The sequence below is a fragment of the Cerasibacillus quisquiliarum genome, from assembly GCF_014202495.1.
Classification (GTDB): domain Bacteria; phylum Bacillota; class Bacilli; order Bacillales; family Amphibacillaceae; genus Cerasibacillus; species Cerasibacillus quisquiliarum.
This window is the reverse complement of sequence record NZ_JACHHA010000003.1, coordinates 125,625-141,020: the sequence shown is the minus strand read 5'-3', so window position 1 is coordinate 141,020 and position 15,396 is coordinate 125,625. Positions and strand designations below refer to the sequence as shown.

General features: G+C 34.7%; 15 protein-coding genes. All 15 read right to left on the bottom strand.

Annotation, left to right across the window (positions count from 1 at the left end):
• Positions 1-3 precede the first annotated feature (3 nt).
• Positions 4-1,347, bottom strand: coding sequence for a flagellar hook-length control protein FliK (locus HNQ35_RS05235; RefSeq protein ID WP_170226596.1), 1,344 nt, complete (start codon positions 1,345-1,347; stop codon positions 4-6).
• Between the two features lie 25 nt (positions 1,348-1,372).
• Positions 1,373-1,966, bottom strand: coding sequence for a MotE family protein (locus HNQ35_RS05230; RefSeq protein WP_146935686.1), 594 nt, complete (start codon positions 1,964-1,966; stop codon positions 1,373-1,375).
• A gap of 5 nt (positions 1,967-1,971) precedes the next feature.
• Positions 1,972-2,412 (bottom strand): flagellar export protein FliJ, encoded by a 441-nt coding sequence (fliJ, locus tag HNQ35_RS05225; RefSeq protein ID WP_146935684.1) that lies wholly within the window; start codon positions 2,410-2,412, stop codon positions 1,972-1,974.
• Positions 2,409-3,731, bottom strand: a complete 1,323-nt coding sequence (gene fliI / locus HNQ35_RS05220; RefSeq protein WP_146935682.1) for a flagellar protein export ATPase FliI — start codon at positions 3,729-3,731, stop codon at positions 2,409-2,411. Before fliI ends, fliJ begins: the two co-directional genes overlap by 4 nt.
• On the bottom strand, positions 3,728-4,465 hold the full coding sequence (gene fliH / locus HNQ35_RS05215; RefSeq protein WP_170226595.1) for a flagellar assembly protein FliH: 738 nt from the start codon (positions 4,463-4,465) through the stop codon (positions 3,728-3,730). The genes fliI and fliH overlap by 4 nt, the downstream gene beginning before the upstream one ends.
• Entirely contained in the window at positions 4,458-5,471 is a 1,014-nt protein-coding gene (gene fliG / locus HNQ35_RS05210; protein ID WP_146935680.1) for a flagellar motor switch protein FliG, read from the bottom strand. The genes fliH and fliG overlap by 8 nt, the downstream gene beginning before the upstream one ends.
• Positions 5,472-5,481: 10 nt before the next feature.
• Positions 5,482-7,110 (bottom strand): flagellar basal-body MS-ring/collar protein FliF, encoded by a 1,629-nt coding sequence (gene fliF / locus HNQ35_RS05205; protein WP_146935679.1) that lies wholly within the window; start codon positions 7,108-7,110, stop codon positions 5,482-5,484.
• A gap of 102 nt (positions 7,111-7,212) precedes the next feature.
• Positions 7,213-7,509: a flagellar hook-basal body complex protein FliE gene (gene fliE, locus HNQ35_RS05200; protein WP_146935677.1), complete on the bottom strand. Its 297-nt coding sequence runs from the start codon at positions 7,507-7,509 to the stop codon at positions 7,213-7,215.
• Between the two features lie 15 nt (positions 7,510-7,524).
• Positions 7,525-7,971 (bottom strand): flagellar basal body rod protein FlgC, encoded by a 447-nt coding sequence (flgC, locus tag HNQ35_RS05195; protein WP_146935675.1) that lies wholly within the window; start codon positions 7,969-7,971, stop codon positions 7,525-7,527.
• Positions 7,972-7,974: 3 nt separating this feature from the next.
• Positions 7,975-8,364 (bottom strand): flagellar basal body rod protein FlgB, encoded by a 390-nt coding sequence (gene flgB, locus HNQ35_RS05190; RefSeq protein ID WP_146935673.1) that lies wholly within the window; start codon positions 8,362-8,364, stop codon positions 7,975-7,977.
• Positions 8,365-8,845: 481 nt separating this feature from the next.
• Positions 8,846-9,625: a GTP-sensing pleiotropic transcriptional regulator CodY gene (gene codY / locus HNQ35_RS05185; RefSeq protein WP_146935671.1), complete on the bottom strand. Its 780-nt coding sequence runs from the start codon at positions 9,623-9,625 to the stop codon at positions 8,846-8,848.
• A gap of 39 nt (positions 9,626-9,664) precedes the next feature.
• Positions 9,665-11,056, bottom strand: coding sequence for an ATP-dependent protease ATPase subunit HslU (gene hslU / locus HNQ35_RS05180; RefSeq protein WP_146935668.1), 1,392 nt, complete (start codon positions 11,054-11,056; stop codon positions 9,665-9,667).
• A gap of 14 nt (positions 11,057-11,070) precedes the next feature.
• The gene (gene hslV, locus HNQ35_RS05175) at positions 11,071-11,616 is read right to left on the bottom strand and encodes an ATP-dependent protease subunit HslV (RefSeq protein ID WP_146935666.1); all 546 of its coding nucleotides are present in this window, start codon (positions 11,614-11,616) and stop codon (positions 11,071-11,073) included.
• Between the two features lie 21 nt (positions 11,617-11,637).
• Complete coding sequence (gene xerC / locus HNQ35_RS05170) at positions 11,638-12,522, bottom strand: tyrosine recombinase XerC (protein ID WP_146935970.1); 885 nt, start codon at positions 12,520-12,522, stop codon at positions 11,638-11,640.
• 662 nt (positions 12,523-13,184) lie between these two features.
• A complete protein-coding gene (gene topA, locus HNQ35_RS05165; protein ID WP_146935664.1) occupies positions 13,185-15,263 on the bottom strand; it encodes a type I DNA topoisomerase in 2,079 nt (692 codons plus the stop codon).
• Positions 15,264-15,396: the final 133 nt, after the last annotated feature.

Here is a 15,396-nt window from a genome sequence, read left to right as displayed (position 1 = left end):
CACCTACACTTTCTCATTCAGAAATTGTTCTAATTCTTTTTCAAAATGATGGTTTGATTTTTCACGACGATCTTTTGATTGGTTATGTTGTTGTTCGTGATCATTTTGCTCAAAATCTTCTGCATCTTGATTCATATCAACGCCTTGGTTGATCGTTAAATCTTGTCTTTCAATAACCACTTGATGAGGCATAAACAGATGTTTTAATTGGTTAATATTCGCTTCAAGCGCTTTTTGTGCTACTTGTGTTGTAACAACGATCTTTACAACTGTTTCATCATTTATTTGTGAAAATCGAAGCATCATTTCTCCTAATTGTTCTGGTCTAAATGAGATAGATAGTTGAGTTTGTCCAGGTTTTGTCATGAACTGACTTACTTGAATGATTTTTTCTAATTGTTTTGTGATTTCTCCACCGTTATGTTGCTTCGAACTATGATTAACATGAACAATATATTGCTCAACGTTTGACATAGGTATAGTTGGTAAAGGTTGAATTGGTTGTTCGATAGAGCTTTTGTGTCTCATAACCTTATGGCTTTCACCTAGATTCGGATCAAATGTATCAACTTTATATTCTTCATTGTTATCCAAATTATGAGAGAGAAATGAAGTGAGCCATCTAGAAATTTCAGATATTGTAATACGTGATTCAACTCCGTATCCTTTTGTAATCAGCTGATGGTTTCTTTGTTTCACACGTTTAACAAGTTTATCCCAAATATCTAAAGCTTCCGTATCGATCGTTTCGGATAAAATCTTCTGATCTGAATGAACCTCTCCTTTTGCAAGCCATTCTTGAAATCGTACGACTGTTTCTTTCATCAACTGTTTATCATTCGGCCGTTTCAGTAACTGCTCAATTTTTTCAATAACATGATATATGACATGATTTTGTGATTCTGGCATATGATTGTCTACTGTGACTTGCTGTACGTATGTTATTGGGATCTGTTGTTTCAATGGCATAGTTAAGCTTGGATTCATGTCTGTTAACCATTCAAGTGCCAACTCAGGATTTGGCTTTTGTTGAAAATCATCCACGAGTGGCACAAGTAAATCGTCTAACCCTTCCGTTTCGAAAGTTAAATCCTCATCCATTCTATCGAAAATCTTCTCATCTGTTTCAATAATGGGTTGCTTTTGCACACTATTTTTTAGAATATTCTTTCGATGAAGCTGTTCAGTCAAATCGATTGCTTGAATCGATTGAATAATCGTTTGATGCACTTCTTGAAGTGTATCTCTAAACATAGCGTCATGACCATGTGTTCCTGTATTAGCTTTATGATTCATTGTTTGTTGTTGATGTGTTTTAGGATGATTCGTAAATAATTTTTCTATCATGTCACTCACCTCCTTAAAAGACATATCATTCATCAGATTGAATCAAATGCTGAGTAAATTCGGCTGCTTTTTTAGGATCCATCGCCTCTAAAATCTTCCCACGTACTTTGTTGGGCATTTCTTTTAACAAGGCACGTGCAGATGCTTCGTTCATATTTTCAATAATCTGTGCTGCCTGTTTTGCATCCATATCTTTAAAAGACCCAACAAATTGCTCTACTTGATTATCTTCGGTTTCTTTCATTTTCTCTGTATTACGGGTTGTCTTAAGTGATTTTTCAAGTTTTGCCTGTTTTTGTTCCATTTGCTTTATTTGAGCCTTCAGCTCATCATTATCTGCTAACAAATCTTCAATTTCCCGTTCTTTTTCTTTTAAAGCTAATTCGGCTCGTTCCTTCTCAATTGCTTCTTGCTTCTCAGATTCATCAGCAGGCAATAATGATGATATGACTGGAATATTTTTTCCTGTTGATTTTATCCAACCCCACGCATCGAAACCTGTAACGGTAATGATGATAAAAGCTAATGTAATAGCTACAATCAAAGGAACGATTATTGCAAAGAAAAACCATAGAAACGGGTTCATTTTATTTTCTTTTTCATTATATTGATTTCTCATATACTTCACCTAGTTAATAAATATTGGCGGATTGAGATATCATCCATCTTTTGATTTTCTGTTTTTTTAAGTTGTTCCTTTTCTTCTTTTTGACGGAATTCAATCATTTTTTCATACTTTTTTACTTCTATATATGCGTCTGTTAATTTGCTTTGGTTCGTTTCCATTTCTTGTCGTGCTTTCTGTACGTCATTCTGAACCGCTCTAATTTTCTTTGTCAATGTATCGATATAATGATTTTGCTTTCTAATTTCTTCAATTGTCATATGACCTTGAATGGATACATCGTATGTTGCCTCTAAATCTTCCTTCTTTTTTAATAATGTATATAGATTCATAGCGACATCTTCAAAGTTCTCCAGAGACTGATAATAGGCTTTTTGTGCGATTTTTCTTTCTCTTTGTTTTATATCTAGCAGTTTGGCAAATACGTTATTCGTGGTCATTCACGATTCCTCCCATGAATCAAATCTTCCATCATTCGCACTGTTTCTGAAAACGCATAATAATCATTCATGTCTTGTTTTAGAAACGTTGCTATTTTGGGTTGCAAATGAATCGCTTGATCGACATTACGATTAGTTCCTTTTTTATACGCCCCAATTTGAATAAGTTCCCTATTTTCTTCAAAAGTTGCTAAATATGACCGTAATTGTTGAGCAATTTTAATATGATTTCTATCAACAATTTGATTCATAACCCGACTGATTGACTTCAATATATTAATTGCTGGAAAATGACCACGCTCGGCTAATTTACGATCTAATATAAAATGTCCATCTAAAATACCTCTAACAGCATCAGCAATGGGATCATTCATATCATCCCCATCAACAAGCACTGTATAAAAGGCAGTGATCGTTCCATGTTCACTTGTGCCTGTGCGTTCTAAGAGTTTTGGTAAAATATTAAAAACGGATGGGGTATATCCTTTCGTCGTAGGAGGCTCCCCAGTTGCTAGCCCAATTTCCCTTTGCGCCATTGCCACACGAGTGATTGAGTCCATAAGTAAATTGACATCATATCCTAAGTTACGAAAATACTCACTAATTGCTGTAGCAGTATATGCACCTTTAATTCGCATGAGTGCAGGTTGATCTGAAGTTGCAACGACGACAATAGATTTCTTTAATCCACTCTGGCCCAGTTCTTTTTCCAGAAACTCTCGAACCTCTCGACCACGTTCACCAATTAAGGCAATCACATTAATATCTGCATTGCTATTTCTTGCAATCATACCTAATAACGTACTTTTTCCAACACCACTACCTGCAAATAGCCCAATCCGTTGGCCTTTTCCTACGGTCAATAACGAATCTATTGATTTTACACCAGTTTGAATCGGCTCTTGTATTGGGGGTCTTAGCATTGGGTTGGGTGGGGCTTGATCAGTCACATAATCATGTAATCCATTAGGTAGATGGGTTTGATCTAAGCTTCTCCCTAAAGGATCAATAACATGACCTAATAAGCTTCTCCCTACTTTAATCGTTAGTGGCTTTCCTGTTGCTTCCACTAAACATCCCGGGGCAATTTCACTTACCTCTGTATAAGGCATTAAAATGATGTTATCTCCTTTAAAGCCGACCACTTCTGCCATAACAGTTTTTTTCTGTTCATTCGTTGTATGAATATAACAGACTTCACCGATATGGGTACGTGGACCTAATGATTCAATCATAAGCCCGATGACTTGAATGACTTTTCCATATGATTTATACGTTGATGTCTCTTCAATTAATGACATGATTGCTCCGATATTCATTGACTATTCTCCATTACAAATTCATTTAAAACATGTCGTATTTCATTTAACTGGGTGTCAATTCCGACATCCAACATGCCTGATTGATGTTCAATTTGACAGCCGAATTCTGGCAAGTCCTTATTAAGCTTAATCAAGAGTTTACTATCTTGATCTAATATGCGCATAAGTTCTTCCTTTTGTTTTAACATCATCTCATACTGCTGTTCTTGAACATAAATCGTAATGATTTGCTTGTTCTCAATATTAGTAATCGCTTCTTTTACAAGTTTATGGAATAAGTGAACATCGTTTTTCAATGTGTGATGTATGATTTTTTCAGCTATGTTAACAGCGATCTGCAAGATATCTGGTTCTGCTTGAGCAATGGTCTGATGATAGTCTTCTAAGGCTTTATGACTTAAGTCATTTATATGTTCTATCGCACTATCATATTGCTCTAGACCTTTTTGTTCACCTTGGACAAATCCTACTTTATAACCTTCTTTTTGTGCTTGTTCTATAAGCTTCTTTTTCTCTATTGACCAACGTTTCTTATCTTCTTCAATCATCTGTTTTGTTGAGTCAATAAGTTGTTTTTTTTGCTGTTTTAACTGCATTAAGTCTGTTTTCGCCCGTTCTATCTGTTCAAATATGTTGTTTGATTCGTTTATAGTCGGTTCTTTCATTTGAATATCTTGTTGGGGTGGGTAAATCGGTTTAATTTTAATCTGTCTTTGCGATATGTTAGACAATGATATCGTCTCCTCCACCACGAGCAATAATGATTTCTCCTATTTCTTCTAAACGACGTATGACAGATACAATACGCGTCTGTGCTTCTTCAACATCACGCAAACGCACAGGTCCCATAAATTCCATTTCCTCTCTAAATGTTTCTGCCATTCGTTTAGACATATTTTGAAAGATAAGCTCTTTTACTTCTTCACTAGAGACTTTTAATGCCAACTGTAAATCTTCATTATCAACTTCTCGTATCACACGTTGAATGGCTCGATTATCCAATATAACAATATCTTCAAAGACAAACATCCGTTTTTTAATTTCCTCTGCTAATTCAGGGTCTTGAATTTCCAATGCATCTAAAATTGTTCTCTCTGTGCTTCGATCAACACCGTTAAGCACCTCAACAACAGCTTGAATACCACCAGCATGCGTATAATCTTCCGTGTAAGATGAAGAAATGTGACGTTCGAGCACATTCTCTACTTGACTTATAATTTCTGGTGATGTTGAGTCCATTGTTGCAATTCGTTTCGCTACATCTGCTTGCATTTCTTGTGGTAATTCAGACAAAATTTGTCCTGCTTGTTCAGGGTCTAAATAGGACAATACGAGTGCTATTGTTTGCGGATGTTCATTCTGGATAAAATTAAGTACTTGTTGCGGATCTGCTTTTCTAGCAAAATCAAATGGGCGCACTTGTAAAGATTGGGTTAACCGATTAATAATATTTGACGCCTCTTGTTTTCCAAACGCTTTTTCTAAAACCGTTTTAGCATAACCAATACCGCCTTGAGATATATAGTCCTGAGCCTGGACGATTTGATGAAATTGGTCAATAACTTCATCTTTTATTTCAGAATCCACCTTTTTCACGGATGATATTTCTAAGCTTAATTTTTCTATTTCTTCGTCCGTTAAATATTTGTATATTTGAGCAGAAATATCAGGACCGAGGGATATTAATAAAATTGCTGCTTTCTGTCGACCGGTTAGTTGACTTCGTTTTCTTGCCATGATATCCCTCCTATTCTTCACCTATCCAACTTCTTAAAAGTTTTGCGAATTCTTCTGGTTTTTCTTTCGCCATTTTTTCTAATTGTTTTCTACGTACGACTTGATCAGAATCCTCATCAATTTCAATCTCACTTATATCTTTTTCTTCATTTTTTGAAGGCGGTATATCTTCAACGTAGTTTATGTCCATCTCTGATTCTCGTTTATTACGAATGAAAAGGATGATCAAGACGATGACAAGTAATAATAAACCGGCGCCTATGAAGTAAACCCACGTTGGTATTGATTGTCTCGGTTCATCTTCTAAAAGCTTTCCTGAAAACTCTTGAAACACTACGGAAATATTGCCTTCATCCATTAAATCCTCGTCAACATCAACAGCCTCATCTTCATATGTTTTATCAATTGTCGTTTGGACCATTGATTCAAGAATGCTAGCAATCCCTTCTTCAACTACATTTTGTTCTTGGGCAGTTAAATATTCTACTTCATCTCCGTCAATCATTTTTATATTATTAACCGCTACTTGAATGCCAAGATCTCTAATCTTATAAGGACTCTCGACGATTTCTTTTTTAATCCGGTTAAATTCATTGTTAATCGTTTCTTTTACTAATTCATAATCGCCATCATCTGCTTCTTCGACACCTTGATAACCAGCGATATCTTCTTCACCTACACCAGCAATACCGCCTACTTCATTTGGATTTCCACTGTATGTTTCTTGAATCCGTTCGATACTTACGGGTAAACCTTCCATATTTTCTTCATCTATTGGTTCAACAATTTCTTCCACGCGATTTTCTTGTGTGAAGTCAATATCTGCAGTAACTGAAACAATCACATTATCATTTCCGACCATTGCTGCAATCATTTGCTGTACACGGCGTTGTATATCACGCTCAATATCTTTTTTAACCGATTGTTGATATGTGTGTGTATCTTGTGTCGTTTGTGACTTACTTTCATCAAGATCAAAGTATTCGAAATACTGATTCATAATAGCAATATTTTCTTGTTCTAAATTCGGTACAGCTTTTGAAACGAGTGTATACAAAGCATTAATTTGATTCGCTTCAAATTGGTAACCTGGTTCCGTATGTAAAACGATTGATGCACTTGCTGGCTCTACCTCTTCATTTACAAACAATGGCTCTTTCGGTATATTAATCATCACCTTGGCATCTTGTATCCCGTCAATCCCTTTAATGAGATTTGCTAACTCTGTTTGCATCGCATCAAGCTTTAACATATTGAATTCATTGTCAGTAATTCCCCATGACGTATTTTCTGAGAAGAAAGAGTAATCTATATTTCCACTACTAGGTATCCCTTGTCCAGCTAATTCAACAAGTAAATCATCAACTTTTTCTTCTGGAACATTAATTGTTTTACCACCGTTTTCTAACTCATATGGGACATCCCGTGCATCCAATTCCGCTTTAACCTGATTAGCTTCCTGCATCGATAAGTTGTTATAAAGCGGTGTAAAGTTCGTTTTCGTAGAAAAAAATATAATCGTAATCATTAGTACAATGGCCGCTATAGTTGAGCCAATTAACATCGCTTTTTGATTTTTCGTTCGCTTCTGCCAGAATGCTTGTATGTTACTGGCATATTCTTTTAATTTTTCTTTCATACAACAAAAACCCCCGCCAAATTCAAGCCGTGCTGGAAACAGTCATTGATTGACCGTAATTTTTTCCATATATCTTTATGTTCTTTTGAATTTATAGTTTTATTAAACTTGCATTCTCATGATTTCATTGTAGGCATCAATTACTTTCCGTTGAATTTGGACAGTCGTTTCTAAGGCAATGCTCGCCTTTTGTGCCGTAATCATTACATCATGCAAATGTTCAATCTTTCCTTTCGCCAATGCTTCAGTTTTCGCATCAGACGCCAGTTGAGCTTGATTTACTTTCTCAATAGTAGACTTTAATACTTGGGAAAAATGAGTTGAACTATGATGTTTATTTTTTGTTTCTGTCTGAATTGGATGATTTAAAGTTTGTATGTGATTTGAATATATATTCATAGTGATAACTCCAATCTATTTTCCAATTTCTAATGTTTTCATTAACATCGCTTTATTTGCATTTAGTGCTGTAATATTTGCTTCGTATGAACGTGTTGCACTCATTAGATCTACCATTTCTTTTAAAGGATCTATATTAGGCATCTGAACATAGCCATTCTCGTTGGCATCTGGATGATCGGGATTGTAAACCTCTTTAAAAGGTGTTTGATCAGTTACAATCCGTTGAACACGAACACCTTGAGTTGGCTCTTTAGAATGTGCTCGTTGTAGGTAAGATTTAAATGATTTAGTCGGTATCATATGGACCATCTTTCGCCGATATGGTTCATATTCTCCTTGGGCGTTAACTGTCGCTCGAGTCGTATGACTATTAGCAAGATTAGATGATACAACATCCATTCTTAATCTCTGTGCTGTAAGAGCACTTGCGCTCGCATTAAATCCAGTAAAAATACTCATTTACTACCTACCTCCTCTAATCACAGTTTGTAAGTCTGTAAACTTGCCATTCATTCTGTCTACTAGACTTTGATAATAGATTTGGTTTTTTGCTAAGTTGGCCATTTCTTTATCGATATCTACATTATTACCATTATGATTGTATTGTAAATTCTTTTTTAGAAATGTGTGATATGTACGTGTTTCTATTTGAAACGGAAGGTGTTTCTCATGTGTTCGTTTTGCTTGTAAAGACGTTCTAAGCTTTTCATTAAGAATATCCTTAAATGCTATGTCTTTTGCTTTGTAATTCGGCGTATCAACGTTAGCAATATTCGTAGCGATTTGCTCATTTCTTCGAATGGCATAATCTAAGGAGCTTCCGAGTGTTTTTATCGTGTTCCCATATAACATCTTATACACCCCTTTTTCCACTTCTTTTAAAAATTACTTTAAATAGTCGTTTTGTCACAGTTTTGTGACGTTATTACCATTAAATACAAAATTAGACAAAATATGTACTTATTCTACGTTTATTGTAGATTATAATGAGAATAAAGTCTATTTTATTATAGTAAAATAACATCTTTTTTAGTAAATAGTCATTTTGTACTGTTACTTAAGTACTATTTATTTAACCGAATACTTTTATGATCAATTGTAAAATTTTATATATAATACATTATAACTAAAAATTGTGACGCAATTATTATAAATAATCATTAATATTTAACATTTTTGTGAAGTAAACCGTAATTATTCGTATATTTAGTAAGATTTTACCAGCTGATTTGTTATCGCTTACAACATGGTAGGTCTATTTACTTAGTTCAAAACTACCACATAAAAAAGCCGATTGACATGATTTACATGTCAATCGGCTTTTTACCTTGTATTAACGAGAACGTAACTTATCTAATTCTACTAGGAACTTGTCATTTAATACTTTAATATAAGTTCCTTTCATTCCAAGTGATCTTGATTCAATCACACCTGCACTTTCTAATTTACGAAGTGCATTAACGATTACTGAACGTGTAATGCCTACGCGGTCAGCAATTTTACTGGCTACTAGAAGACCTTCTTTACCATTTAATTCTTCAAAGATGTGGTCTATTGCTTCTAGCTCACTATAAGATAATGAGCTAATTGCCATTTGTACAACAGCTTTAGAACGTGCTTCCATTTCAATTTCTTCTGTTTTCTCATGAAGAATTTCCATACCAACTACAGTTGCACCATATTCAGCAAGCAATAAATCATCATCATTAAATTCTTCTGTTAAGCTACCTAAAATAAGGGTACCTAGACGTTCACCACCACCAATAATAGGTACAATTGTAGTTAAACCATTTTTAAATAGATCACGATTCTCCACAGGGAATACAGTGTATGGGCTATCAATGTCTAAATTTGATGTTGTTTCATGAATATTAAACAGACTATCTGTATAATCTTGTGGAAACTGTCTTTCTTCTAACATTTGTTTCATTCTTTCGTTTTCGATTTCTTGATTAATGGCAAATCCTAATAGTTTACCACGTCTGGAAACGATAAACACATTCCCTTTAATGACATCACGTAATAAAGCTGCCATATTATTAAAATCGACTGATTTTCCTGTAGCCTTCTGTAACATTGAATTAATTTTTCTTGCACGAGTTAATAAATCCATAATGATCCTCCATCCTCTTTTTAAAAATTTTTATAGGGTTTATAAGATAAATTGACTTAAGTCTTTATTTGTAGCTATATCATTTAGCTTTTCGTTAACGTATTCAGCGGTAATTTCAACGGTATCCATATTGATATCCGGCGCTTCAAAAGATAAATCTTCTAAAAGTTTTTCTAAAATGGTATGAAGTCTTCTCGCTCCAATATTATCTGTATCTTGATTTACTTGATACGCAATTTTTGCAATGGTTTCAATAGCTTCGTCATTAAAAACAAGATTTATACCTTCTGTTTTTAATAATGCCTGATACTGTTTCAAAAGAGCATTTGAAGGCTCTTTTAATATACGCTTGAAATCTTCAATAGAAAGCTTTTCTAGTTCAACTCTTATAGGGAATCTACCTTGTAATTCAGGGATTAAATCAGATGGCTTTGCCATATGAAAAGCGCCTGCTGCGATAAATAACATATGATCTGTCTTAACTGGACCATGTTTTGTTATGACGGTAGAACCCTCAACAATCGGTAGTATATCCCTTTGAACACCTTCACGCGAAACATTTGGTGAATGTTCCTCTTTTCCAGCGATTTTATCAATTTCATCGATAAAGATAATCCCTGATTGTTCTGCACGTTCAATCGCATCACGTGCTACTTCATCCATATCGATTAATTTTTGCGCTTCTTGTTGGGTTAAAATTTTTCTTGCTTCAGATACAGGAAGTTTTCGTTTTCTTGTTTGTTTCGGCATAAATTTACTAAATGCATCTTGCATATTCATCCCCATTTGCTCCATTCCGGAGCCTTGTAACATATCAAATAAGGATGGTGGTGATTCTTCTATTTCCACTGTAACAATTGAATCTTCCATCTCTCCTAAAGCAAGTAAGCGCTTGACTTGTTCTCTTTTACTAAGTATTTGTGAATCAATTTCCGCATCATCTTCATCATTGTTCTCTTGTCCAGATGCAAAAAGCATTTCAAATGGGTTTTTAATTTGACTTTGTTTCTTTGCTTGTGGAACAAGTAGAGAAACCAACTTCTCATTGGCTTTTTGCTCCGCTTGTTCTTTTACTTCTGCCATTTTTTCATCTTTTACCATACGGATTGACATTTCTACAAGATCGCGAACCATTGATTCAACATCACGACCAACATAACCAACTTCGGTAAATTTTGTGGCCTCAACTTTAATGAATGGGGCACTGACTAGAGTAGCTAATCGTCTGGCAATTTCAGTCTTACCTACACCAGTAGGACCAATCATTAAAATGTTCTTCGGAAATACTTCTTCTCGCATTTGATCTTCAAGCTTCATACGTCGGTAACGATTACGCAGTGCAACAGCAACAGATCTTTTCGCGTGCTTTTGTCCGATAATATATCGATCAAGGTGTTCTACGATTTGCCTTGGAGTATAGTTTTTGACCATCTTGTTTAACCCCCTCATGAATCGAGAACTTCTAATGTCAATTGATCATTTGTATACACACAAATTTCGCTAGCAATCTCCATCGCCTTTACAGCGATTTCCTTAGCAGAAAGGTGTGTAGCATGACGAGCCAATGCTCTCCCTGCACTTAAAGCATAATGACCACCTGAGCCAATTGCGAGAATTCCATCGTCTGGTTGTATAACTTCCCCAGTTCCCGATAATAGAAACATTTCTTTCTTGTTCATGACAATTAATAAAGCTTCTAACTTTCGAAGAACTTTATCACTGCGCCATTCTTTCGCAAGCTCGACAGCTGCTCTAGATAAATTTCCATCGTAGGTAACTAATTTAGCTTCAAAATTCTCATATAATGTGAAAGCATCGGCAACAGAGCCAGCAAATCCAGCTAAAACTTCACCATTAAATAACTTTCTTACTTTTTTAGCTGTATGTTTCATAACAACGGTATTTCCCATTGTCACTTGACCATCTCCACACATTGCGGCTTCCCCATTATGATGAATGGCAAAGATTGTCGTCGCATGCATGTCATGCATGTCATTCACCCCTTTTATTTGCTACTTCTTTTTTGCTCTCGGGTGGCTGTTCATATAAACATGACGCAAATAATCTTTTGTTACATGTGTATAAATCTGTGTTGTCGATAAATGTTCATGTCCCAGCAATTCTTGAACTGTTCGTAAATCTGCTCCTGCATTTAACATGTGAGTTGCAAATGTATGTCTAAGTTTATGTGGATAGATGTTGACAGTTAATGATGTCTTTTCTACCATTTTATTTAAAATGAAGCGAATACCACGATCTGTTAATGGTTGTCCTCTAACATTAAGAAATAGACAATTAGTTTGCGATTCCGTTTTTTCTAATAGGGAATTTCTGCCATCTTCTATATAGGTTTTTAAAGCAGTGGCAGCAAACGAACCAAATGGCACATAACGTTCTTTATTACCTTTACCAGTAACAAATACAGTCCCAATATCAAAATCAATATCACTAACTCGAATCTTCACACACTCTCCTACCCGGATACCCGTTGCGTATAGCAACTCTAAAAGCGCTTGATTACGCTGTCCCAATGGAGTTGTCATATCGCTAACATGAAATAGTTTCTCAAGTTCTTCCTGATACAAAAAACTTGGAAGTTTCTTTTCTGATTTGGGTAAAGAAATATGCATGAATGGATTTTGATTTACAAATTCTTCCCTTTGTAAAAAACGATAAAAACTTCGTAAACAAGATAAGATTCTCGAAACTGTTCTTCTGCTCAATTGGTTTTTATATAAATTGGTCAAAAATATCCGAATATCACGTTCATTAAGATGATTTAAATCTTGAATTTGTTCTTCTTCAAGAAATGTAAAAAACGTATTTAAATCATCTGTGTAAAATTTCAATGTATACGGGGAAGCGTTTTTCTCTATTTGCAAGTATTTCATAAACATTATGCGACATGTTTGATAATTGACCAAATTCTCACCTCTTAGAACAGCGACTAAATAATAACACAGATTAATTAAAAATGCAATATATTTAACATAATTGTAACAAAATTCAGAACCGAACTTGCACTACTTTTAGATAGAAAACCAATTAAATTTAGGTTATCTTTGATAAATCATCCGAACAGTTCATGGTGTCAAGTGTTTTCACATGGCACCAATGAAAAATTATATATGTTTATTAACCATTAGTCAACTAAAAAAGTCTAATAATTTTAAAAGCGTGTATTAGCAAAATGTTTAATCATTATTATTTAAATTAAAGAGGCTAGGACAAAACCTCTGAAAGAAAAAACTATTTTTGTTCACTTTTTCCTTATGTCCCAATCTCCTTCTCCTAATGATCATGACAGTACGTGAATGATCAATAGAGCGAGCTGAGGTTTGTTTATATAATGAAGAGATACTACAAACTATTGTTGGGTATTATTCGCTACGGCCAGTGGAAAATCAAAAGTAGAAAATAAATGAGCATTTGCATTAATCGCGGTAGACTTAAAAGTATATCGCCAAAATTCGAAACAAAATAAGAAATTCAGGAAACAACATTTCAATGTTGGTTCCTGAATTTTCTCATTTAAAACTAGTTTTGTCTTAGCTCCTAATTAATTCTCAGGATCTTCAATATAATCACATGATGTACATTTGATTTGTGTTTGTTTTTTAGTTCGTTTTTCAACTAGTAAATTATCACATTTTGGACACGAACGAACGATAGGTTTATCCCAGGATACAAAGTCGCATTCTGGAAATTGATCACAGCCGTAAAAGAGACGGCGCTTCTTAGAACGACGCTCTACAATATCACCTTTTTGACACTTTGGACATTTGACACCAATTTTCTTTAAGATCGGCTTTGTATTACGGCATTCAGGAAAATTTGAACAAGCGATGAACTTTCCGTAACGTCCCATTTTATATACCATCGCATGACCACATTTTTCACAGTCGATACCAGCTGGTTCGTCTTTAATCTCAACTTTTGCCATTTCATTTTCTGCAACTTTTAAACGCTTTTCAAAATCCTTATAAAAATCATCAATAATATCGACCCAATGATGCTTTCCTTCTTCAATCGAGTCTAAGTCTGTTTCCATTTTGGCAGTAAAATCAACATCAATAATCTCTGGGAAAAACTCTTTCAATAAATCAACAACAATTTCTCCGAGTTCAGTTGGGAAAAATCGTCTCTGATCAATGGTGACATAACCACGTTTTTGAATGGTATCTAATGTTGGTGCATATGTTGATGGACGTCCGATTCCTTTTTCTTCCATTGTCCTTACGAGCCTTGCCTCTGTATAACGAGGTGGTGGCTGTGTAAAATGTTGATTTGGTGTTATATCTTTAGCATCAATTACCATGCCTTCTTCTAAATCAGGCAGAAATTTATTTTCTTCTTTCTTTTGATCATCTTTACTCTCTATATAAACTTTCATAAACCCAGGAAATTTCACTTTTGAACCAGAAGCTCTAAATTCAACATTATTATTAAGCATATGGACTGTCATCGTGTCCAAAACAGCGGGAGACATTTGACTAGCTAAAAAACGTTCCCAAATTAATTTATATAACCGATATTGATCACGCGATAATATGTCTTTAAGTGTATCGGGATGTCTCATAATGGAAGTTGGCCGAATAGCCTCATGAGCATCTTGTGCGCCTTTGCTTTGAGAGGTTTTTCGGTTGTTTCCGACATAATTTGAACCAAATGTATTATTGATATATTCATTGGCCTCTTGTACAGCTACATTTGAAACTCTTGTTGAGTCAGTTCTCATATAAGTGATTAAACCAGTTATTCCACCTGTTTTTTTTCCTAAGTCAATTCCTTCGTATAGCTGCTGTGCGATCATCATCGTTTTTTTTGCACGGAAGTTAAGTTTCCGTGCTGCTTCTTGTTGTAGTGACGATGTTGTGAACGGTTTTGCTGGATTTCGACGTCGCTCACGTTTATTTACCTTACTTATAGTGAATTTTTTTCCTTCTAATTGATTCAATACATGATTTACATCACTTTCATTTGCTAGTTCTTTCTTCTTCCCATTAATCCCGTAAAATTTACCTTCAAAAGCTTCTTTATCTTTTTCAAAATCAGCGGTAATTGACCAATATTCTTCTGGCTTGAAATTCTTTATTTCATTTTCTCGATCAATAATCATTTTCAACGCAACAGACTGGACACGACCCGCACTAAGTCCTTTTTTTACCTTTTTCCATAATAAAGGACTTATATTGTATCCGACAAGTCGATCTAATATACGCCTCGCTTGTTGTGCATCAACTAAATCCATATTAATTGGACGTGGATGTTTAAACGATTCTTTAATGGCATCTTTTGTAATCTCATTAAAAACGACACGACAATCAGAGTCTTCATCAATCTTTAAAGCATGTGCTAAATGCCAAGCAATTGCTTCTCCTTCACGATCAGGGTCAGCTGCTAAATAAACTTTTTTCGCTTTTTTCGCTGAAGATTTTAAGTCTTTTAAAATACTACCTTTACCTCGAATTGTAATATATTTTGGTTGATAATTGTTCTCCGTATCAACAGCCATTTGACTTTTTGGGAGATCACGTACATGCCCCATTGATGCTTTAACTGTATATTTTTTTCCTAAATAACGTTCGATTGTTTTTGCTTTCGCTGGGGATTCTACAATTACAAGATATTCTGACATGTTATTCCTCCTAGAATAAGACAGTACTGTCTATAACAAAAACATTCATATAAAAATCATTAATTTTTTGTATCATTAATTGTGTATTGAAATCTTCACTAATATATATATTTATATCACTTTTGTCAAACAA